Origin of the sequence: Litorivivens sp. (assembly GCF_041624475.1) — a bacterium.
In the GTDB taxonomy this organism is placed as follows: Bacteria; Pseudomonadota; Gammaproteobacteria; order Pseudomonadales; family Spongiibacteraceae; genus Litorivivens.
The window spans coordinates 252830-274679 of sequence record NZ_JBFJUX010000003.1 but is presented as its reverse complement, the minus strand read 5'-3'; the positions used below and the strand labels follow the sequence as shown (position 1 = coordinate 274679).

Here is a 21850-nt window from a genome sequence, read left to right as displayed (position 1 = left end):
TATATAATCAGTATAACAAGGGGCAGTGTCAACCGTTGACAGCAACTTTTTTCACCCAGGTGATCAAACCGACAGAATGCCGGGGCGAGCCTTTGCCGGAACCGGTGCACCGCCGTACAATCGCCAGCTTCACAACGCAGGGCCTGTAAGAGTCAATGAGCGCCACAGCCAAGCAAGAACAGCACACCCCGATGATGCAGCAGTACCTGAAAATCAAGGCGGATCACCCCCGCGAGCTGGTTTTCTACCGCATGGGCGACTTTTACGAGCTGTTCTACGACGACGCCAAAAAGGCCGCCGAACTGCTCGACATTACCCTCACCGCACGCGGCAAATCCGGCGGCGAGCCGATTCCCATGTGCGGGGTGCCCTACCACGCGGCAGAATCCTACCTCGGCCGACTGGTGCGCAAGGGGCAATCCATCGCCATAGCAGAGCAGATTGGCGACCCGGCGACCAGCAAGGGGCCGGTGGATCGAAAGGTAGTGCGGATCGTCACCCCAGGCACCGTCAGCGACGAGGCTCTGCTGGAGGAACGTCGCGACAACCTGCTGGTGGCCCTGCATCAACAGGACGATACCTATGGCATTGCCTGCCTCGACATCAGCAGCGGTCGCTTTGTAGTGCTCGAAGCCGAGGGCGAAGACGCCTTGCGGGCAGAAATACAACGTCTGAACCCGGTCGAGTTGCTAGTCAATGAAAGCCTGTCCATCAGCCAATCGCTGGAAAGCCGACCTGGCTTTCGTCGCTGCCCGCCCTGGGAGTTTGAACTGGAAACCGCCCAGCGGCTGCTGAACCAGCAGTTTGGCACCAAGGATCTGCAGGGCTTTGGCTGCAGTGAGCTGACCACAGCCCTCGGCGCGGCGGGGTGCCTGTTGCAATACGCCAAAGAAACTCAGCGCACCGACCTGCCCCATATTCGCAGCATCCAGCACGAAAACCGCAGCGACAGCGTGGCCATCGATGCCGCAACCCGCCGCAATCTGGAGCTGGATATCAATCTCAACGGCGGTGAAAACAACACCCTTTACTCCGTACTAGGGACTGCGCGTACCAGCATGGGGGGGCGTCTGCTGCGACGCTGGCTGCATCGCCCCCTTCGCGACCTGCATGAACTGCAAGGGCGTCAGCAGAGCATTGCCGACTTGCTGAACGATTTCCGATTTGACCAGATTCGCGACGAGCTGAAGCAGATTGGCGATATGGAGCGCATTCTGGCAAGGGTCGCCCTGCGCTCGGCCCGGCCCCGCGATCTCACACGGCTTTGCCGCTCTCTCACTGCGGTGCCCTCGCTCGTGGCCCAGTTACGCCCCATCGAAAACCCTCACCTGCAACAACTGGCGGACCGGCTTGGCGACTTTCCAGAACTGACCGAGCTGCTCGACCGGGCGCTGGTGGAAAACCCGCCGATGGTAATTCGGGATGGCGGCGTGATTGCCGAAGGTTTCGACGCCGAACTGGACGAGCTGCGCAACATCAGCACCAACGCCGGTGATTTTCTGGTACAGCTGGAAACCCGCGAACGCGAGCGCACCGGCCTCAGCACACTCAAAGTTGGCTATAACCGGGTGCACGGCTACTACATCGAAATCAGCCGCGCCCAGGCCAGCGAAGCGCCGGTGGAATACACCCGTCGTCAGACCCTGAAAAACGCGGAACGTTTTATCACCCCCGAGCTGAAAGAATTTGAAGATAAAGCGTTAAGCAGCAAGAGCCGGGCGCTGGCCCGGGAAAAGGGGCTCTATGACGAACTGCTGGAAACCCTGAACACGTCTCTGCTGCCGCTGCAGAGCTGCGCTGAAGCTGTTGCCGAACTGGATGTGCTCGCCACCCTGGCCGAGCGCGCCACCGCGCTGGATTTCTGTCAGCCGCAGCTGTCACCAGAAGGAGAGCTGCATATCGAAGGCGGCCGTCACCCGGTTGTGGAGTCGGTCCTCGATACCCCTTTTATCGCCAACGATACCCGCTTTGATGAACAGCGGCGGATGCTGGTGATTACCGGTCCGAACATGGGCGGTAAATCAACCTATATGCGCCAGACCGCACTGATTGTGCTGCTGGCCCATATTGGCAGTTTCGTGCCCGCCAGATGCGCCCGTATTCCATTGGTCGACCAGATTTTTACCCGGATCGGGTCTTCCGATGATCTCGCCGGCGGGCGCTCGACCTTCATGGTCGAAATGACCGAGACCGCAAACATTCTTAACAATGCCACTGCCAACAGCCTGGTGCTGATGGATGAAATCGGTCGTGGCACCAGTACTTTTGACGGCCTGTCACTGGCCTGGGCGTGTGCCGTGCGTTTGGTGGAAGAGATTCGCGCCTGCACCCTCTTCGCCACCCATTATTTTGAACTGACTGCTCTGCCCGAGCAGTATCCCGAGGCTGTGAACGTGCATCTGGATGCCACCGAGCACGAAGACCACATTGTGTTTCTGCACGCGGTTCAGGAAGGCCCAGCCAATCAAAGCTACGGCTTGCAGGTTGCTAAACTGGCTGGGATTCCGCCCGCTGTAATCCACAACGCCCGCCGCAAGCTGGCCAGCCTTGAACAGCAGGTAGCGCCGACCCAGGTGAACGGCCACGTTCCAGCCCAGCCGGACCTGTTTGCCGCGGCCCCGGAGCCCAGCCCTGCGCTGGAAGCCCTAGAGGCCGTTGAACCCGATGAGCTCTCCCCCCGCCAGGCCCTCGAGCTTCTCTACAAGCTTAAATCTCTGGAAAAAAAGTGACCCGAATTGTTACCGATTGTTAGCCATTGAGTGGTACCCATTTCTTTTTGAGGTGGTAGAATAGCCGCCTTCAAAGACCTGCGGTCACTTACCAGGCAAGTATTCGGACAGGATAACGAGGCAGAATATGACATTTGTGGTTGGGGAAAGCTGCATCAAATGCAAACACACAGACTGCGTGGAAGTGTGTCCCGTCGACTGTTTTTACGAAGGGCCAAACTTTCTGGTCATCCACCCCGACGAGTGCATTGACTGCGCCCTGTGTGAGCCAGAGTGCCCGGTAGACGCTATCTTCTCGGAAGACGAGTTGCCGGAAGACCAGCAGGTATTTCTGGAACTGAATGCCGAGCTGGCCGAAATCTGGCCGAATATTACCGAGATGAAAGAGCCACCGGCTGACGCCGAAGAATGGGCTGGCGTGGAAGGAAAACTCAAGTACCTGGAGCGCTGAACTTTTCCGGACGATAAAAAAGCGGCCTAGGCCGCTTTTTTTGTGTCTGCTCAAAGCGTTGGACTATCAGTTAAAGACCGCCTCCTGATCGACACCCTTGCGTTCAAAGATACCGCGCAAAGCCTTAAGCGCTTCAACCTGAATCTGGCGAACCCGCTCGCGGGTCAGGCCAATCTCTGCGCCTACCTCTTCGAGGGTGGCAGGTTCATGGCCTCGCAAGCCAAAACGCCGGGCCAGCACTTCCCGCTGTTTCTCGTTCAACTCATCCAGCCACTCACCAATCGCTTGCTTGAGATGGTTGTCCTGCAGCAGATCAGCCGGATCCTGCGCCGCTTCGTCGGGCAGCGATTCCAGCAGCGGCTTATCGGATTCGCGCCCCATGGGCACATCCACCGAGCCGACCCGCTCATTGAGGCCCATCATCTTCTCTACTGCCGCCACCGGCTTGTCGACGTGTTTGGCAACCTCTTCGTAAGTAGGCTCGTGATCTAGCGTCTGGGTTAACTCTCGCGTAGCTCGCAGGTAAACGTTGAGCTCCTTGACCACGTGAATCGGCAATCGAATGGTTCGCGTCTGATTCATCAAACCACGCTCAATGGTCTGACGTATCCACCATGTTGCGTAGGTTGAAAAGCGAAAACCGCGCTCAGGGTCAAACTTTTCAACCGCATGAATCAGGCCGAGGTTCCCTTCCTCAATCAAATCCAGCAGGCTGAGTCCTCGATTGGTGTAACGCCTTGCAATTTTAACGACCAGACGCAGGTTGCTGACGATCATGCGTTTACGTCCTGCCTCATCACCACGTTGAGCAAGTCGCGAAAAATGCACTTCTTCTTCTGCGGTAAGGAGCGGAGAGTAGCCGATTTCGTTTAGATATAGCTGAGTCGCGTCCAGCTCACCGCGTGTTTCGCGGCGAGGTTTCTTAGGCGTTTTCGCGTTAACGTCCGCGATATCTATGCAGGCGAGCGTTTCTAGGGAAGTTTCTTCTGCTGAAAACTCTTGGGCATCTGTACTCATGGCAACATCCTTTGTCTTGTTTCTGTCTGCCTGATGATCCACCCGCTTGCAGTGTTTCAAAAAAACGATTGCATAGCGTGCTGTGTTTCCCCTTATTCCCTTGTGCTACTACGCTCAATTCCTTTTAGGCAACAGCTTTACCGGATTGATCGGTTTACCGTCTTCTCGTATTTCAAAATGCAGTTTGACGCTATCTGTTCCCGTGTCGCCCATTTTGGCAATCGTCTGTCCCTGTCGAACGGTTTCCCCTTCTTTTACCAACAGCCGATTGTTATGGGCATAGGCGCTCAGGTAGCGGTCATTGTGTTTAACAATGAGCAATTTGCCGTATCCGACCAAACCACTGCCTGCATACACAACTACACCGGCCGCAGCCGCATTTACAGGCTGCTCCAACTTTCCGGCAATATCAATACCTTTGTGGGCATACTGAGAACTGTCGAAACCTCGAACGATCGATCCTTCGCTGGGCCACTGCCAGGTCGAAACCGGCGTATTAACCCGCGGTGGCGGCGCAGTTGTGCGAGGTTTATCCACAATCGGAGCCGCCGGTTTTTTCGGCTTACCAGATATGTGAGATGAGCTGGGCTCAGGCGAGGAAGAAGCTATCGGGGCAGTGGCGCGGGCGCTGGACGGAGAGTCATCGAGGCGCAATTTCTGACCGGGATAGATAGCGTAGTCCCGCCCAATTCCGTTAGCAGACGCTAACCCGCGAAAGTCCAGCCCGTATCTAAATGCAATAGAGAAAAGGGTATCACCTGAGCGGACGACATAGTGTTCCGGCACGCGCTCGGGCGGCGAATGGAGGTCTTCTACGGGAGCAAAATTCGGCCCAGAGCCACAGGCCAAGAGCATGATGGCGGCCCCAGCGAAGAGTAGGCTACGGTTCAGAAAACGGAGCCAGGACGGTGAATTTTCAGGTTTGCCGGCATGAGAAATGACGTTGACCCCCTCACTATATACGCTCTCAGAAAGTCTCACTACTTTACACAGCGGGCGGCAAAGACAAGGACTTCCTTCTCAATTTTAATAACCAGGGAAGGTTTTAGCGTACGCCTTTATGCAAAAATAATCTTAACCCCGCTAGTCGCAGCGTCGCTGATTTGCCCCAAAGCGCGCCAAAGCCAGCACTAAGCCCAAGCCAACGACAAATACAGCCGCCGCCATTCCGCTCTCCTGCCAGACCGGTAATACCAGCGCCTGTTCCGACTGCCAAGGCCACAACACTTTTAATGAACCTAACAACACTCCGACCAAAAAGGCCATCAGGATGAGTCGACAGTGAAGTAAAAGCCAGGACAAAAAACGCACAAAGGACAACAGACCGACAGCACAACCCACGGCAAACACGGCCAGTGTTGCGAAATCCAGCGTCTCAATTGCGGCCAGCACTACCGGATAAACGCCCATGATGAGCAGCAGAAAGCTCCCGGAAATACCCGGCAGGATCATCGCGCAGATGGCAATGGCACCTGCGCCAAACAAAATCAGGGGCCCGACTTCCGGTGTTGCGGGGCGCAGCTCAGATACCAGCAGCATCAACAGAACACCCACGATCAAGGCCATCCAGCTGCCGGCTCGCCAGGGACGAATATCCCGAGCTAACAGAATAGACGATGCGAGAATCAAGCCCATAAAGAAGGAATACACCTCATGCGGGTGGTGCTCCAGCGCTGAGTTTATGATTTTCGCCAGCGAGAACAGGCTGGTGGCAATACCGGCAAACAGCGCCAGCAGAAAGTTGCCGTCAATATGGCGCCAGGCGTCACTCACCTGCCCTTTCAGCAGATAGCGGCAGGCATCCAGATTAAAGGCGCTGAGGCTTTTAATCAGCCGCTCGTAAATACCGGTAATCAGGGCGACGGTGCCACCGGAAACACCCGGCACCACATCCGCCGCCCCCATCGCCAGCCCGCGAAAAAAAACGCCCGCCGGCTTCATCGACCAACAACGCCTTCCAGAAGCGGAACAAACATAACCGGCGTGATGGAAACCTCTTCCAGCTCGCCATCCCGCTTTTTCAGCAGCTGCAAACGCTGGCCGCGATTGTCTCCTACAGGAATCACCAACACACCGCCTTCGGCGAGTTGTTCCGTAAGGGCCGGTGGAACCCGCTCGGGGGCTGCGGTGACAATAATGCCATCGTAGGGGCCGCGCTCTTCCCAGCCCATACCGCCATCCGCATGCTTCAGGTGAACGTTGCTCAAGCCCAGTGCACGCAGACGCTCACGGGCTTTCTCCTGCAGCGGCAGGATGCGTTCCACGCTGTATACCCGAGTAACCACTTGCGCCAGTATCGCGGTCTGGTAGCCCGAACCGGTGCCGATCTCTAGCACCCGCGTGCGCTCGCCCATACTCAGCAGCAACTGAGTCATGAGTGCCACAATATAAGGTTGGGACAGGGTTTGCTGATAGCCTATCGGCAGCGCACTGTCTTCGTAAGCGCGGTGCGACAGGGCTTCGTCGAGAAAGATGTGCCGAGGGGTTCGCCCCATGACTTCAAGCACGCGCTGATCATCAATGCCCTGCTCTTTCAGGCGGCTGATCAGGCGGTCGCGGGTTCGCTGGGAGGTCATCCCGATCCCGCCGAGGTTTAACTGCGTCATACCGGTGGCTGTCACTTTTTAATAATCTATCAATTCTCGCACAAGCGCGGTGGCGAAGCAGCCTTTGGGCAAGCTGAATTCCAGCCGGCAGCCCTCTGCTACTCCCGTTAGGGTCAATGCTTTCGGTATCACCCGCAGTGGGCGCCGGGCAGCATCAACACGCCGAGCTGCCAGCGCCGCAATCGTGTCCTGTGCCGTCGCCAGCACTTCGCGCTCCAACTCCAGCGCAGCAGACTCTACCCAGATGCGTCCGACACTGCCGGGCAATGGCCCGGAGGGGTGGATTTCACCCGCGTTTACCCGCGCCGCAGCGAGTTCTGCATCCGGTTCCTGAAAAACGCTATTGCCATCACCCAGACAAAACAAATCGCCCGGCAGTGGCTGGTTCCAGTTAGCCTGTCGCACACGTTCGGCCAATACAGCGTTAAACAAATAGGATCGCAATACCGACAGCCACAAGCCTCGTTTGAAACGGGACACCTTGCGGCCACCGCTCAACCAGCGGCGCGCCTGATCAAGGTTACTGCCGCCGTGACCAAAGCGCTGCTCCCCGAAGTAATTGGGAAAACCCTGTTTAGCGACACACTGCACTCGCTCGCTAAGCTGCTCCGCAGACACGCCACTTAATATCAATGTGAACTGGTTGTAGCGGTGGGTGCCGCGCCGCAATTTGCGCTGGTGACGCTGAGAGTCCAGCACTCGTAGGCCCGAATGATTAAAGCTCTGCCAGTCCGCGCTGGCTTGTCCGAGCATATGCAGGCTGAACCACTGCCGTGTTACCGCATCTTTATCTTTCAGCCCGGAGTAGCTGATGTCTTTGGCTCCCGAAAACTGCTGCAGAAGCTCCGCCGCCTCCGGTGTGCTTAGGCCACTCTTTTCGACATACACCCAATCAAACTCACCGGTACCACTGAAATCGACCTCAAGTAATTCCGTGACCTGAAAATGCTCCGGTTTTACGCGCAGCTGCCCTTTCGCAAGCGGTCCGCCCCAGGCATAAGGCAGCAAGTCAGACCGCCTCGACCAGGACAGTGGCAAAAGCGGCAATGCCTTCGCCACGACCGGTAAAGCCGAGTTTTTCGCTGGTGGTCGCTTTCACGCTGACCTGGGAGGTGGCAACCTGCAGATCCGAAGCAATGGTTTTGCACATATTGTCGATATGTGGCGCGAGCCGAGGTTTTTGCGCTACCACAGTGATGTCAGCGTTACCCAGTTTAAAACCCTGCTCAGTAATCAAAGCGTATACATGTCGCAACAACTGGCGACTGTCGATGCCCGCGTAGCGCGAATCGGTATCGGGAAAATGCTTGCCAATATCGCCCAGCGCCAAGGCCCCCAGAAGCGCATCGCATAGGGCGTGCAGTACAACATCACCGTCAGAGTGGGCTATCAGCCCTTGATCGCACTCTATACTTACGCCGCCAAGCACCACCGCATCGCCTTCACCAAACTTGTGAACATCAATGCCCTGCCCGATACGAAGCTGCGCCATGCTTTATTCCTCTTCCGCTGCCAGTATCAATTCCGCCAGGCGTATATCTTCCGGCACGGTAATTTTCAGGTTGGTCTTACTGCCCGCAAACAGCCGCGGTGTGTGGCCTGCCCATTCCAGCGCCGAGGCTTCATCGGTAACCGCGACGCCGGCCGCCAAGGCCTTCTCCAGCGCAGACTTAAGCAAACCATAACGAAACAGCTGCGGTGTTTGCGCGGCCCACAAGCGCGAACGGTCCAGCGTCGCCTCAACACAGAGACTTTCACCGGCCTGCTTGACCGTATCCGCGATAGCCGTCGCCATAATACCGCCCACCGGGTGATCGGCTAACGCGGCCACCATGGCGGCAATGCTTTTCGACTGCACACAGGGTCGGGCCGCATCGTGCACCAGCACCCAATCATCCGCAGCGGCCTTGCCGGCCAGCGCCGAAAGCCCTGCCAACACCGAATCTGCTCGCTCGCGCCCGCCCTCCACCGCTAGCACCCGTGGCTCGGAAGCTTCCGGCAAGGAGGGCCAACAGGCATCTTCGGCAGCGACCGCTACGACCACCTGCTGCAGCGCAGACAGCGCCAACAGGCGACTGAGGCTGTGCGATAACACCGGCTTGCCAGCGAGAAGCAAATATTGTTTTGGAGTCGTCGATTGCATGCGACTGCCGACACCGGCAGCCGGTACAACGGCCCAGAGCTTACTGACGGATGCCGTCAAGGCTTCTTGTCCTCTTCGACAATCAGATAAAAAGTCTCACCTTCCTTGATCAGGCCTAGCTCGCGACGGGCGCGTTCTTCTACCGTACCAAGGTCAGACTTCAGGCTGTGGACTTCACGAGAAAGTTTTTCGTTGCGAGCGCGCAGTTCGGCATTGGTTTCCTCCTGCTGCGCAATCTCACGGCGCAGCCGGGTAATTTCCTCCCAGCTGCCGGGGCCAAACCAGAGGCGGTATTGCAGCCAGAGCAATACCGCCAAAAGGGCGAACAGTAACCAGTTGCGTCTGATCACCGGTGCGCTCCCCGATTCGGCAATCAGGATTTGAATTCATCCCGACCGCGGTATGCCGCACCCAGCTCTGCTTCGATTCGCAGCAGGCGGTTGTACTTGGCAACCCGATCGGAACGGCACAGCGAACCGGTTTTGATCTGGCCGGCCGCCGTAGCAACCGCGAGATCGGCGATAGTGGTATCTTCAGTCTCGCCGCTGCGGTGGGAAATAACCGCGCTGAAGCCGGCGTCTTTGGCCATCTTGATGGCGTCCAGTGTTTCACTCAGTGAACCGATCTGGTTGAACTTGATCAGAATCGAGTTGCCGACTTTTTCGTCGATACCGCGCTTGAGAATCTTGGTGTTGGTCACAAACAGATCGTCACCCACCAGCTGCACACGGTCGCCAATACGCTTGGTCAGAATCGCCCAGCCGTCCCAGTCACTCTCGTCCATACCATCTTCGATGGAAATAATGGGGTACTTCTGCGAGAGATCATCCAGATACTCGGCAAAACCGGCGGCATCGAATACCTTGCCTTCACCCGCCAGATCGTACTTCCCGTCTTTATAAAACTCGGAGGACGCGCAATCCAGCGCCAGCGTAATGTCTTCACCGAGTTTGTAGCCTGCATTGGCGACCGCTTCGGCAATCACTTCCAGTGCCGCTTCATTGGACGGCAGGTTGGGCGCAAAGCCGCCTTCGTCGCCCACCGCGGTGCTCAGCCCCCGGCTCGACAGCACCTTCTTCAGCGCGTGAAAAATTTCGGCGCCCTGACGCAGCGCCTCGGTGAAACTGTCGGCGCCGACCGGCTGAATCATAAACTCCTGAATATCGACATTGTTGTCGGCGTGCTCGCCGCCATTAATGATATTCATCATTGGAACAGGCATGCTGTACTGGCCCGATGTGCCGTTGATATCAGCGATGTGCTGGTACAACGGGATGCCCTTTTCGGCGGCAACCGCTTTGGCGGCAGCCAGCGACACGGCCAAAATGGCATTGGCGCCCAGATTGGCTTTGTTTTCAGTACCGTCGGCATCAATCATCGCCTGGTCGATAGCGCGCTGATCTTCGGCATCGCGGCCCATCAGCAGGTCGCGGATGGTGGTATTGATATTGGCGACCGCTTTCTGCACACCCTTGCCCAGGTAGCGGTTTTTGTCACCATCGCGCAGTTCCAGTGCTTCGCGCGAGCCGGTTGAGGCGCCTGATGGGGCGCAGGCGCTGCCAATGGCGCCGGAGGCCAGAACCACATCGGCCTCGACAGTGGGGTTGCCCCGGCTGTCCAGTACCTCAAAGGCTTTAATATCAACGATTTCTGCCATGAATGTTCTCCAGATAGATCAAAAGGTATTCGGTTCGCGTTACTGAATATCGAGGGCGGGCAGCTGTTTCACGGTGTCATCCACCGCCTTCATCTGCGCCAGGAAGGGCTCTAACTTATCCAGCGGCAAGGCGCTGGGACCATCACATTTGGCCTTGGCAGGATCCGGGTGCGCTTCAAGGAAAAGCCCGGCCAGACCAAGTGCCATGCCTGCCCTACCCAATTCCGCCACCTGATGTCGACGACCACCAGAAGCCGCGCCCATGGGATCGCGACATTGCAGGGCATGAGTCACATCAAAGATCAGCGGTGCCCCGCCACTCACCTCTCGCATGGTGCGAAAACCCAGCATGTCGACCACCAGATTATCGTACCCGAAGTTGCTGCCGCGTTCGCACAGCATGATCTGTTCATTGCCGCATTCAGCGAATTTTTCACAGATATTTTTCATCTGCGCCGGGCTGAGAAACTGCGGTTTCTTGATGTTAATAACCGCACCGGTTTCCGCCATGGCTTTAACCAGGTCGGTCTGGCGCGCCAGAAAGGCCGGCAACTGCAACACATCGCAAACGTCAGCAACCGGCTTAGCCTGATATATTTCGTGGATATCGGTAATCACAGGCACGTTAAATGTCGCCTTGATCTCCTGAAAGATTTTCAAGCCTTCATCCATACCCGGGCCGCGGTAGGAATGCACCGACGAGCGGTTGGCCTTGTCAAAGGAGGCTTTGAAAACGTAAGGGATGCCGAGTTTTTCACACACCCGGACATAGGACTCGGCAACCTGCATCGCCAGATCGCGGGATTCGAGCACATTCATCCCGCCAAACAGGGTAAACGGGCGGTCATTGGCGACCGGCAAGCCCGCTACGCTGATGGTTCTATCGGCAACGCTCATGAGCTCTTACCCAGTTGCTCCAGCGCGGCCCCGACAAAGCCGTTAAACAGCGGATGACCCTCACGCGGGCGCGAGGTGAATTCCGGGTGGAACTGACAGGCGATAAACCAGGGGTGGTCCGCCAACTCAACCACTTCCACCAGCGAGCCATCGGACGACCAACCGGAAATGGTCAGTCCCGCACCCTGCAGTTGCTCGAGGTAGTTATTGTTGACCTCGTAGCGATGGCGATGACGCTCAACGATACGCTCCGAGCCGTAGGCATCGCAGGCACGTGTGCCCGCCACCAGACCACATTCCTGACCGCCCAGCCGCATGGTCCCTCCCAGATCAACATTTTCATCACGGGTTTCAACCTTGCCGCTGGCATCCTGCCATTCCGTAATCAGCGCGATGACCGGATGCTTGGCATCTTCGACAAACTCGGTGCTGTTGGCACCCTCAAGGCCTGCCACATGGCGGGCGTAATCAATCACCGCCACCTGCATCCCCAAGCAGATTCCCAGATAGGGAATCCTGTTCTCTCGGGCGTGTTTTACGGTCAGCACCTTGCCTTCCACACCCCGATTACCGAAACCGCCGGGCACCAGTATGCCCTGCACACCATCGAGCACTGACGGCCCTTTGGTTTCCACTTCCTCGGAATCGATGTAGCGGATTTTGACCTTGGTTTTGGAGTGGATGCCCGCGTGGGACAGTGCTTCGTTCAGGGATTTGTAGGCGTCGATCAGCTCCATATACTTGCCGACCATGGCGATGGTGACTTCCTGCTCGGGGTGCAGATCGCCGTCAATTACCGCATCCCATTCAGACAGGTCGGCTTCAGGGCATTCAATGCCGAAGCGCTCGACAATAATGTTATCCAGGCCGTGGGATTTGAGCATGGACGGAATGCGATAGAGTGAATCGGCATCTGGCAGCGGGATGACCGAGCGCGGCTCGACGTTGGTGAACAAGGCAATCTTGCGGCGCGAACCTTCATCTATTTCATGATCAGAGCGACACAGCAGGATATCCGGCTGCAAACCGATAGAGCGCAGCTCTTTAACCGAGTGCTGGGTGGGTTTGGTTTTGGTTTCACCGGCGGTTGCGATGTAAGGCACCAGCGTCAGGTGCATCAACATGGCATTTTTGGCACCCAGCTCTACCTGCATCTGGCGGGCAGCTTCAAAAAACGGCAGACCTTCAATGTCACCCACCGTACCGCCGATCTCGACGATGGCAATATCCGCATCGCCAGCACCGAGCATCACCCGGCGCTTGATCTCGTCAGTGATATGGGGAATAACCTGCACAGTGCCGCCCAGGTAGTCGCCGCGACGCTCCTTGCGCAGCACGGTCTCGTAGACCCGACCGGTCGTGAAATTATTGCGCTTGCCCATTTTCGAGCGCAGGAAACGCTCATAGTGACCCAGGTCCAGATCCGTTTCGGCGCCGTCTTCGGTCACAAAGACCTCGCCGTGCTGGAACGGGCTCATGGTACCCGGATCGACATTGATATAAGGGTCAAGCTTGAGGACGGTGACATTGAGGCCACGGGCCTCGAGAATAGCCCCAAGCGATGCCGAGGCAATTCCTTTGCCCAATGAAGAAACAACACCACCGGTCACGAAGATAAAACGCGCCATGTACTACCTATAAAGAGTATGCAGGTTTAGAGGGTAAGAGGCGCGAGAATAAGCGTTTCCCAGCCCCCGTGAGATGGGGGGCCAGTCTAGCAGGAAGCCCCGGGTGAAACAATTCAGAGCACACATTGTCGCGACGAATTTAGCACTCTCTTCCCCGCGCCCTCTCTGGTATAATCGCGCGCCTTACGACGCTTCAAGACCAAGGCTCTAACCACATGCAACCAATGGTAAACATTGCGCTTCGCGCCGCGCGCAAGGCGGGGGAAATTATTGCCCGCGCCGCTGAACAGACCGAGCGCCTCAAAATCGAGACCAAAGGTACCAACGATTTTGTCACCGACATTGATCGCGCTGCCGAGCGCGAGATTGTTTACCACATCCAGAAGGCCTACCCCGATCACGCCATTCTGGGCGAAGAATCCGGCCTGAGCGATGAAGGCAACTCGGACTACCAATGGGTTATCGACCCGCTGGACGGCACCACCAACTTCGTGCGCGGCATTCCCCATTACTGTGTTTCCATTGCCTGCCTGCACAAAGGGGTTATCGAGCATGCGGTGATTCTCGACCCTATTCGACGCGAAGAATTTACCGCCAGCCGCGGGCGCGGCGCCCAGCTCAACGGTCGGCGGATTCGGGTGAGCAACCTCACCTCGCTGGAAGGCGCACTGCTCGGCACCGGTATTCCCTACAAGAATCGCAACGACCACCTGATTCCCGCCTACACCGCAAGCATTGCCGCCGTGGCCTCCCAAAGTGCGGGTATTCGCCGCGCTGGAGCCGCCGCTCTGGACCTGGCCTATCTGGCCGCAGGCCGCCTCGACGGCTTCTGGGAAGTTGGCCTGAACAAGTGGGATATCGCCGCGGGCATTCTGCTGATCAAAGAAGCGGGCGGACTGGTCAGCGACTTTCAGGGTGGTAACCAGTTTTACGAAGACGGCAATATTGTCGCCGCCAACCCGAAAGTACTGAAACCCCTACTGCAGACCCTGAAACCCCATCTCGGTCAAGTTGGCAAGTAAGGCCGGATAGCCCCTAAGGCCCTGCAGCCCACCGGTGTGCAGGGCCAGAACCGATTTTCCTCTGTAAGCGCCCGCCTCTGCATCCTGAAACAGGCCCCACATCAGCTTGCCGCTATAGACCGGGTCCAATGCGATTCTGTGTCGGCGGTAAAAGTCTTCAATAAAGTCAGCCAGGGCCTGCGGACAACGCGCATAGCCACCGCCGTGATGGCTCGTCACCACTGACCAATTTTCACTTACCCCACAAGCCGTCTGAAATTTCCCGACCGCCTCGCGCAAAAACGCTCCCGGTTTGAGCACGGCATAGCCCACGGCTTGCGCCGCGCTGCCCGCCGCCTCAAGCCCCCGGGCTACACCGGCCAGCGTACCGCCGGTACCGCAGGGCAAGGCGACACAGTCAAAAGCGTGTTCAGCCGCAATCTTAGCCAGCTCGCGTCCCAGCTCGACACACCCAGACACCCCAGTGGTATTGCTGCCGCCCTCGGGAACCCAGTGCACATCGGGATACTGCTCCGTCAGCGAATTTAAGAACTGCTCGTCTCCACGCTTGCGGTAGTCCGCCCGCGACAGAAAAACCAGCTCCATCCCACATTCTTGCGCATCGCGTAGCATGGGCGTCAGCGGCTGGCCGTCGCCCCCGCGCACAAAACCCAGCGTACCCATGCCGAGCGCCGCCCCTCCCCTTGCCAGGGCGTCGAGGTGATTTGACCAGGCTCCGCCAAAGCTGGCGACTTTTCGATAGCCCAGAGCCTGCGCCTGCTTCAGATTTGGCAACAACTTGAACCTTTTATTGCCCGCCACCGGGCCCGCAATCAGATCCAGCCGGCAAAGCGACAACGTCACATTGCCGAGCCGCTCGTCAGAAATACGGTGCAGTGTCAGGGGCAGGAAATTCAAGGGGGCGTCGGGAGAGGGGCAGGCTCAGCGATATCGGCGCCGGCGAGTCTTCGATGTTCTCTGCAGCAATCGCTTTCGCCGGGGCGGTAGTAAAAGGGTTTTAGGACTTTATCAATGGGCTGGCCACAGATTTGGCTGCCTTCGTGGTCCTTGTGGCGGCACACCGGCAGGCGATAGTGCATCAGCCACTCGCGGTAGCGATCTTCACTGACACCACAACGCTCCGCAACGAAAGCAATGGGATTGTTGAGATAGGCAGTTACTTCAGCAGGCGCCAACACCAGGTGCTCAATACCGGGATGGAAGGCTACAAAGGTAATGCCGCTGTCGGTCATGCGCTGCAACACCTGACCGCTGTCGTTCTTCATCAGTGAACTGATTTCATACTTCGCTTTTGTTAACTCATCCCGCAACTTGGCTATTTGCTGATCCCGTAAGTGTAGCTCGGATTCACGCATGGCAATGCGCTCCCCCAGCTCCTCAGACTGGGCTTCCAGCTTGTTCTGCATCTCTGCCGCGAACTGCTCTCGGAGTATGGCCACTTCTGCGGCGTACTCGGAGCTGCCTCGCTTCAAAGACTCTTCATAGCGGTCGCGGATCTTGTTGAACTGCGACTCGTATTTGTCGATCGCTTCCTTCAACTGCAGCTCACGTCGTCGTGATTTGGACAGGCGCTGCTTCAGCTCCTGAATGACCTTGTCACACTGCTCGAGACGATCGACGTATTCAGTTTCCAGTTTCTCCCGCTGCCGCTGATATCGCTCTGCCAGGGTTCGCTGCTCAAGCGCGTGCTGCTTGCGCAAACCTTCTATCCGGTGCCGGTATTTACGATTAAAAGGGGGCTGTTGCAATCCCTGACTCTGCAGCTGCGGCGCCGATGACTGGGTCGCAACAGCCGGCGAGCTCGGCGAGGGCGGAGCGGATCGCTGCACCATCAAACCGAGCTTGTTGCGTTTTACCGCGCTGACCAATAAATCCAGGGTAGTCATACTGCCCTGCATATCCGGATCCCACAGCTTGTCCTTATACCAGGACACTGGGCAGACACTGCGACAGGCCAGACGAATTTTGCCCTCGCCCAGATCCGGCCCAGCCTGACCATGGTCAGCCAAGTGCTGAAGGGGGATATTCCAGTTTGGATCGACCTGACCATCGTCAAGAAAGGGAACAGTAAAAAACACAGCGGCCTGAATGGTCAGCCGGGGACTGATTTGCAGATAAACTGCTTTGACAATGCGGTTGGCGTAGTCAGACAGGCCGATAAAGCCGTCCAATACCGCCTCAAATTCGGGGTACAGGATTTCCTTATCCACCAGGTCGGACTTGAAAAAAATGACTGCTTCGTTGGTTCCCGGCTGTATATCGAGCATGCTCGCTCCGCACGTGATGCCACACAGGACAAGGCGCCTGCGACAGTATATCCGGTCAATAGTAACCCTGAATCAATAACTTAACAGGGAACACTATCACACTACTGCAGTGACGCCCGCAACGGACTTCAGCAGACAAGCCCTTGTCTTGACTCGATTAAAACATGCGACCCGAGGGCAAATCGAGTGTTTATTCCCCGCCCGGATAGGCATAGCATGTATACACCTATTACACGACATAACAAAAGCAGCCCGTTCAGCCAGTGAGGATTTGAAATGAGCAACTTAGCGACCGCCACAACCGCATCAGGCGCCACCCCGGACACCGTAGAGCTATCCCGCATTGACGAGGTATTTAATCGCCAAAAGCAGGCGTCTCGCAAAAAGGCCTACCCGAGCATTGCCGAACGCATTGCTCATCTGGATCGTCTTGCCAAACTGCTGGAAGACCATCAGGACGCCATTGCTGAGGCAATCAGCACCGACTTTGGCAACCGCGCAGCCCAGGAATCCAAGGTGCTGGAGATCTTTGGTCTGATCAGCGGTTGTCACTACACCAGGAAACGCCTGAAGAAATGGGCCAAGCCCCAGAAGCGCCACGTTGGTCTGGCTTTTTTCGGGGCCAGCAACAGCGTCGTGCCCCAGCCCAAGGGTGTCATCGGCATAGTCACACCCTGGAATTACCCACTATTTCTGGCCCTCAGCCCTGCTATCAGCGCACTGGCAGCAGGGAATCGCTGCATCATAAAAATGGCGTCGAACTCCCAAACACTGGCGCGACTGATGGACAAGCTGATCAGCGAAGCCTTTGACGATACCGTGCTCTGTGTCGTGCCCGGCGTTTCAGCTCAGGACTTTACTGACCGCCCCTGGGATCACCTCATCTTTACCGGCTCGCCGGCAACTGGCAAAACCGTAATGGCAACCGCCGCCAAGTACCTGACCCCGGTCACGCTGGAACTGGGCGGCAAATCGCCAACCATCGTTGCCGAAGACTACCCGCTTGAAACCGCCGCGGAACGCCTGCTATTTGGCAAGTACCTCAACGCCGGTCAGACCTGCGTCGCGCCGGACTATGTGTTCGTGCCGCGCGCCAAGGTTGAAGCGTTTGTTGCCGCAGCCAAAACCGTATTGCAGAAACGCTACCCGCGACTGGACACCCCTGACTACACTTCAATCATTGACGAAAAATCCTATCAGCGCCTGAAAGAAACACTGGCCGATGCCACTGGAAAAGGCGCCAAGGCCATCAACCTGCTGGATCAGGCCGCCAACGATGACAGTCTGCGCAAGATTGCGCCGCACATCGTCTGCGATGTCGACAACGACATGACCATCATGCAGGAAGAAATTTTCGGGCCCCTGCTCCCGATCAAACCCTACGATTCCATCGAAGAGGTCATCGAATATATCAACGCCAACGAACGGCCGCTGGCCCTCTACCTTTATAGCAACGATAAAAAGCTGCAGGAGCAGGTCATCTACAACACCCTGTCGGGAGGTATGTGCCTCAACGACAGCGTAGTGCACGTTGCCCAACACGACATGCCCTTCGGTGGCGTGGGCAACAGCGGCATGGGCCACTATCACGGCTACGAGGGTTTTGTGGAATTTTCCAAGATGCGCCCCATCTTCAAGCAGGGCCCTATCAGTGGCCTACTGATGATGGCACCGCCCTACGGCGACTTTTTCGACAAGATGTACAAAATGATGCTGAAGCTGAAGCTATAAGCCGAACGCAGCAACAGGCATAAAAAAACCCGCTCATATGGCGGGTTCTTTTTTTTGTTCTGGACTTTTCCGATACAGATAAAAAACCCTGCTCGATGGCAGGGCTCTTTATTTGTTTGGCGGACCGGACGGGATTAATCAAAACAGCCTAAGGGCTGTTTTGCCCCTTCGGGCTTCGCGGCTGAGGCCGCTCGTAGCAAATTGCTGGCGCAATTTGTCGAACCCGGGTTCTCGTGCTCTGACCTTTTTCCTACACAAATAAAAAAACCCTGCTCGATGGCAGGGCTTTTTTATTTGTTTGGCGGACCGGACGGGACTCGAACCCGCGACCTCCGGCGTGACAGGCCGGCATTCTAACCAACTGAACTACCGGTCCGCTTAACAAATTACCTCGTTTAAATTGGTGGGTGGTGACGGGATCGAACCGCCGACCCTCTGCTTGTAAGGCAGATGCTCTCCCAGCTGAGCTAACCACCCCCCGAACGAGTGGTGCGCATTCTACCGGAAACCCGGATCGTGTCAAACGCTAATACAAAGTTTTTGAAAGTTTTTTGAAAGCTGATTACTTGCTGTTCGATTCGTCTGTTATTTGAGCATTTTCAGGGCATTAGCGAATTCTGTACAAGCTGTCAGCTGAGCATTACCATAGCCGCGAATTTTACAGGATCCTGCCGTGGACGTTTTCAAGGAATTCACATTCGAAGCTGCTCACCGTCTGCCCAATGTGCCGCCCGGCCATAAGTGCAGCCGTTTGCATGGACACAGCTTTCACGTTCGCCTGACACTCAGCGGCGACCTTGACCCGACCTACGGCTGGCTTATGGATTTCTCGGACATCAAGCAATCCTTCAAACCGGTATACGAGCGACTTGACCACCACTACCTGAATGACATTCCCGGCCTGGAAAACCCCACCAGCGAAAATCTGGCGATCTGGATCTGGAATGAAATGAAGCCACACTTGCCCCAACTCAGCGCAGTCGAAATCCGGGAAACCTGCACCAGTGGCTGCATCTATCGCGGCTGAAACTGCTAAGTCACAAGCCCTCGCCGCAAGTGTTACCTGATGACATCGCTAATGCACGATATTGTCGTTTAGTGCGGTAACAGGTTACAAAATTGTGCACGCTTGGGTAACAATTATTCACAAGCCAATAGGTTGTCGAAAAATTGCGCACCAAAATAAGGCGCCCTCCAGATTCACCTCCAGAAAAACCGATAAGATACTGTTTTTTAACGACTTATTAATTATGTCGAATTTTTATCCAATTTGCTGAAAGGCGCATAACACCGCCGCTCGGCAAGGTATTCGACATTTTACCCACTGACTTATCCACAGATTCTGTGGAAAACATATTTCCTCTGTCACACGGGATTTGTCTTGACAGGCTCTGAAAATGACGTTTTAAAAACACATCTGTGACGGCGATATGTCATTTAAATGATGCTTCTTACTTATTTTAATAATTCTGAAACATTTTAGTCACAGAATAGCACCCTGATCGGGAAGCCTGTCGACCCGCGCAACACCCTGCTGCGTAGAATACGCTCAGGTCACAACTAAAATAGACTCTGGAGACTGTGCAATGAAACGTAAACTGCTGGCCCTGTCCATCGCAGCCCTCTCCGGCACTGCTGTTGCCGGTACTGTAACCACTGCGGGCGATGATCTGATCATTGGCTCCAAAGGTGATCTGAGCATCTCGACCGCCGACGGCGATTTCAGCTTTGATATCGACGGTCGCCTGATGTGGGACAACGACTACTTCGACAACATTCATCACGCAACTGGCAAGGACGCACACAAGAGCGAACTGCGCCGTTCACGCCTGGCAGTCAAGGGCACTGTGTATGGCGACTGGCACTACAAACTACAGTACACCTTTAATGTCGATAACGGCGGCAAGAATCAGCTTGAAGACGCCTATATCAAATACAGCGGCTGGGACGTGGCTGATGTCACTGTGGGTAAATACAAAGTCCCCTTTGGCCTGGAAGAACTGACCAGCTCCAAGTACATCTCCACCATCGAACGCTCGGCGATGTTTGAGTTTGTTATGGCTGGTCGCAACCACCAGAACATTCAACTGAGCAGTGGCGGCGACAACTACAGCTGGGCGGTTGGCCTCTACGAAGGCAGTGCCGATGAAGACGGCAGCGAGCTGCACAACTTTGGCGGCCGCGCCACGTTTGCCCCCATCGCCCAGAAAGACAATGTGGTCCATCTTGGGGCAGCTTTCATCCGCTCAGAAATCGATCGCGACGTGCCGGTAACGGTTGAGTTTGATCAACGCCTGGCCGTGCACACTGCAAATAAGGTACTCCTGACTTCGGCGGGTGATTTCACCACCGCTAACGAGCAGAGCCAGTACGGTCTGGAAGCGGCATGGATGAGCGGCCCCTTCTCAGTACAGGGTGAATATGTCAGTGCCAGCTGGGAAGACGATACCAACGAAGTCGAGTACAGCGGCTACTATATCCAAGGTGCCTGGACACTTACCGGTGAATCCCGTGGCTATAAAGCCAAGAAAGGTGTCTTTGACAAGATCAAACCACAAGGTGTCAACGGCGCGGTTGAGCTGGTTGCCAAATTTGAGCAAGGCGAAGTGGATGACGATCGCACTGGCGCTGTTGAAAACGGCTTCGACAACATCACGGTCGGTGTGAACTGGTACGTGAACAAAAATGTTCGCCTGTCGGCCAACTACATCACTACCAGCCTTGATGAAGACGATGCCAACGGCGAAGACAAGGGGAATGCCTTCTCTACCCGTCTGCAACTGATCTGGTAAAGCCTGCCTGCCCGGTTGCCGCCTCAGGCAACCGGGCTTCCCCCTTGACCACTCTCCCCCGCTCATCTAGTCTCGCCTGCTTCACATGACGAGACACCATCATGAGCAACTACAACACCCTGACCCTTGAAGAGCAAAACGGCGTAGCCACGCTGGCCCTGAACCGTCCGGATGCAGCCAACGCACTCAATGTAGAACTGGCCCGTGAACTGATGCAGGCGGCCATTGCCGTCAGCGAATCGAACAGCATTCGAGCCTTGATCGTGACCGGCAACGGCAAATTATTCTGCGCGGGCGGCGATATTCAGGCCTTTGCGGAGGCTGGTGATCAGGTGGGTAGCGTGATCAAGGAAATTACCGCCTATCTCCACGCGGCCATTTCCCGGCTGACCCGCATGAATGCTCCGGTAATTGTCGCCGTGAACGGCGCCGCGGCCGGTGCAGGTTTCAGCCTGGCCCTGATTGGCGATATTGTACTTGCGGCAGAATCCGCCAAATTCACGATGGCCTACACAGGCATCGGTGCCAGCCCCGATGGCAGTTCAAGCTACTTTCTGCCTCGTCTGATCGGTTTGCGCCGCACCCAGGAATTGATGCTGACCAACCGCCGCCTGACCGCCGCTGAAGCCGCCGACTGGGGTATGGTTACGCGTGCGGTTGCCGACGACGAGTTAATGGCTGAAGCCAACAAGCTCGCCGCCCAGCTAGCTGCCGGCCCCCGCCTGTCTCATGGCGTTGTGAAAAAGCTGCTGGCCTCAACCTTCAATGAAAGTCTGGAAACCCAGATGGAGTTGGAATCGCAGGGTATCGCGGCGGTAATGAATACCGCTGACGGGCGCGAGGGTATTGAAGCCTTCAAAGCCAAGCGCAAACCCGAATTCAAGCTCTAAGGCGCGCAGTCCCGCAGGAG

20 protein-coding genes, 2 tRNA genes and 1 pseudogene are annotated in these 21850 nt (G+C 56.4%); 7 read left to right on the top strand and 16 right to left on the bottom strand.

Features of this window, described 5'->3' with window-relative positions; genetic code table 11:
• The first annotated feature begins 155 nt into the window (after positions 1-155).
• On the top strand, positions 156-2729 hold the full coding sequence (gene mutS / locus ABY734_RS05960; protein ID WP_372778086.1) for a DNA mismatch repair protein MutS: 2574 nt from the start codon (positions 156-158) through the stop codon (positions 2727-2729).
• Between the two features lie 127 nt (positions 2730-2856).
• Positions 2857-3180, top strand: a complete 324-nt coding sequence (gene fdxA, locus ABY734_RS05955) for a ferredoxin FdxA (protein WP_372778085.1) — start codon at positions 2857-2859, stop codon at positions 3178-3180.
• 66 nt (positions 3181-3246) lie between these two features.
• Here fdxA and rpoS read toward each other — a convergent pair whose 3' ends face one another.
• The 12 genes and pseudogenes from rpoS to ABY734_RS05895 form a co-directional block, all read right to left on the bottom strand.
• Positions 3247-4197 (bottom strand): RNA polymerase sigma factor RpoS, encoded by a 951-nt coding sequence (gene rpoS / locus ABY734_RS05950; protein ID WP_372778084.1) that lies wholly within the window; start codon positions 4195-4197, stop codon positions 3247-3249.
• A gap of 114 nt (positions 4198-4311) precedes the next feature.
• Entirely contained in the window at positions 4312-4734 is a 423-nt protein-coding gene (locus ABY734_RS05945) for a peptidoglycan DD-metalloendopeptidase family protein (RefSeq protein WP_372778197.1), read from the bottom strand.
• 120 nt (positions 4735-4854) lie between these two features.
• Positions 4855-5052: pseudogene (locus ABY734_RS05940) on the bottom strand (LysM peptidoglycan-binding domain-containing protein); the annotation flags it as partial.
• A gap of 228 nt (positions 5053-5280) precedes the next feature.
• The gene (locus ABY734_RS05935; RefSeq protein WP_372778083.1) at positions 5281-6138 is read right to left on the bottom strand and encodes a DUF368 domain-containing protein; all 858 of its coding nucleotides are present in this window, start codon (positions 6136-6138) and stop codon (positions 5281-5283) included.
• The gene (locus ABY734_RS05930) at positions 6135-6803 is read right to left on the bottom strand and encodes a protein-L-isoaspartate(D-aspartate) O-methyltransferase (RefSeq protein ID WP_372778082.1); all 669 of its coding nucleotides are present in this window, start codon (positions 6801-6803) and stop codon (positions 6135-6137) included. Before ABY734_RS05930 ends, ABY734_RS05935 begins: the two co-directional genes overlap by 4 nt.
• An 18-nt stretch (positions 6804-6821) precedes the next feature.
• Positions 6822-7811 carry a tRNA pseudouridine(13) synthase TruD gene (gene truD / locus ABY734_RS05925; protein WP_372778081.1) on the bottom strand — a complete coding sequence of 330 codons (990 nt, stop codon included), beginning with the start codon at positions 7809-7811 and terminating at the stop codon, positions 6822-6824.
• Position 7812: 1 nt separating this feature from the next.
• On the bottom strand, positions 7813-8295 hold the full coding sequence (gene ispF / locus ABY734_RS05920; RefSeq protein ID WP_372778080.1) for a 2-C-methyl-D-erythritol 2,4-cyclodiphosphate synthase: 483 nt from the start codon (positions 8293-8295) through the stop codon (positions 7813-7815).
• Positions 8296-8298: 3 nt separating this feature from the next.
• Complete coding sequence (gene ispD / locus ABY734_RS05915; RefSeq protein ID WP_372778079.1) at positions 8299-9006, bottom strand: 2-C-methyl-D-erythritol 4-phosphate cytidylyltransferase; 708 nt, start codon at positions 9004-9006, stop codon at positions 8299-8301.
• Positions 9003-9296, bottom strand: coding sequence for a cell division protein FtsB (gene ftsB / locus ABY734_RS05910; RefSeq protein WP_372778078.1), 294 nt, complete (start codon positions 9294-9296; stop codon positions 9003-9005). The genes ispD and ftsB overlap by 4 nt, the downstream gene beginning before the upstream one ends.
• Before the next feature lie 23 nt (positions 9297-9319).
• Complete coding sequence (eno, locus tag ABY734_RS05905; protein ID WP_372778077.1) at positions 9320-10603, bottom strand: phosphopyruvate hydratase; 1284 nt, start codon at positions 10601-10603, stop codon at positions 9320-9322.
• A 39-nt stretch (positions 10604-10642) separates the two neighbouring features.
• Positions 10643-11500 carry a 3-deoxy-8-phosphooctulonate synthase gene (kdsA, locus tag ABY734_RS05900; RefSeq protein ID WP_372778076.1) on the bottom strand — a complete coding sequence of 286 codons (858 nt, stop codon included), beginning with the start codon at positions 11498-11500 and terminating at the stop codon, positions 10643-10645.
• Entirely contained in the window at positions 11497-13128 is a 1632-nt protein-coding gene (locus tag ABY734_RS05895) for a CTP synthase (RefSeq protein ID WP_372778075.1), read from the bottom strand. Before ABY734_RS05895 ends, kdsA begins: the two co-directional genes overlap by 4 nt.
• 215 nt (positions 13129-13343) lie before the next feature.
• On the opposite strand from ABY734_RS05895, the gene ABY734_RS05890 reads away from it, so the two are divergent.
• Positions 13344-14150, top strand: a complete 807-nt coding sequence (locus tag ABY734_RS05890) for an inositol monophosphatase (protein WP_372778074.1) — start codon at positions 13344-13346, stop codon at positions 14148-14150.
• Here the strand turns inward: ABY734_RS05890 and ABY734_RS05885 are convergent.
• Positions 14106-15047 (bottom strand): 1-aminocyclopropane-1-carboxylate deaminase/D-cysteine desulfhydrase, encoded by a 942-nt coding sequence (locus tag ABY734_RS05885; protein ID WP_372778073.1) that lies wholly within the window; start codon positions 15045-15047, stop codon positions 14106-14108. The genes ABY734_RS05890 and ABY734_RS05885 overlap by 45 nt on opposite strands.
• On the bottom strand, positions 15044-16417 hold the full coding sequence (locus ABY734_RS05880) for a hypothetical protein (RefSeq protein ID WP_372778072.1): 1374 nt from the start codon (positions 16415-16417) through the stop codon (positions 15044-15046). The genes ABY734_RS05885 and ABY734_RS05880 overlap by 4 nt, the downstream gene beginning before the upstream one ends.
• A 276-nt stretch (positions 16418-16693) precedes the next feature.
• Here ABY734_RS05880 and ABY734_RS05875 point away from each other — a divergent pair, with 276 nt between their 5' ends.
• Positions 16694-18148 (top strand): coniferyl aldehyde dehydrogenase, encoded by a 1455-nt coding sequence (locus ABY734_RS05875; protein WP_372778071.1) that lies wholly within the window; start codon positions 16694-16696, stop codon positions 18146-18148.
• Between the two features lie 299 nt (positions 18149-18447).
• Here the strand turns inward: ABY734_RS05875 and ABY734_RS05870 are convergent.
• Together ABY734_RS05870 and ABY734_RS05865 are read right to left on the bottom strand one after the other, a co-directional pair.
• A tRNA-Asp gene (locus ABY734_RS05870) sits at positions 18448-18524 on the bottom strand.
• 25 nt (positions 18525-18549) lie between these two features.
• Positions 18550-18625 (bottom strand) — tRNA-Val (locus tag ABY734_RS05865).
• 196 nt (positions 18626-18821) lie between these two features.
• Between ABY734_RS05865 and queD the strand changes: the two genes are divergently transcribed.
• From queD to ABY734_RS05850, 3 genes are all read left to right on the top strand, one after another.
• Complete coding sequence (gene queD / locus ABY734_RS05860; RefSeq protein WP_372778070.1) at positions 18822-19175, top strand: 6-carboxytetrahydropterin synthase QueD; 354 nt, start codon at positions 18822-18824, stop codon at positions 19173-19175.
• 559 nt (positions 19176-19734) lie between these two features.
• Entirely contained in the window at positions 19735-20940 is a 1206-nt protein-coding gene (locus tag ABY734_RS05855) for an OprO/OprP family phosphate-selective porin (RefSeq protein WP_372778069.1), read from the top strand.
• 101 nt (positions 20941-21041) lie between these two features.
• Positions 21042-21830: an enoyl-CoA hydratase/isomerase family protein gene (locus ABY734_RS05850; protein WP_372778068.1), complete on the top strand. Its 789-nt coding sequence runs from the start codon at positions 21042-21044 to the stop codon at positions 21828-21830.
• Positions 21831-21850 lie beyond the last annotated feature (20 nt).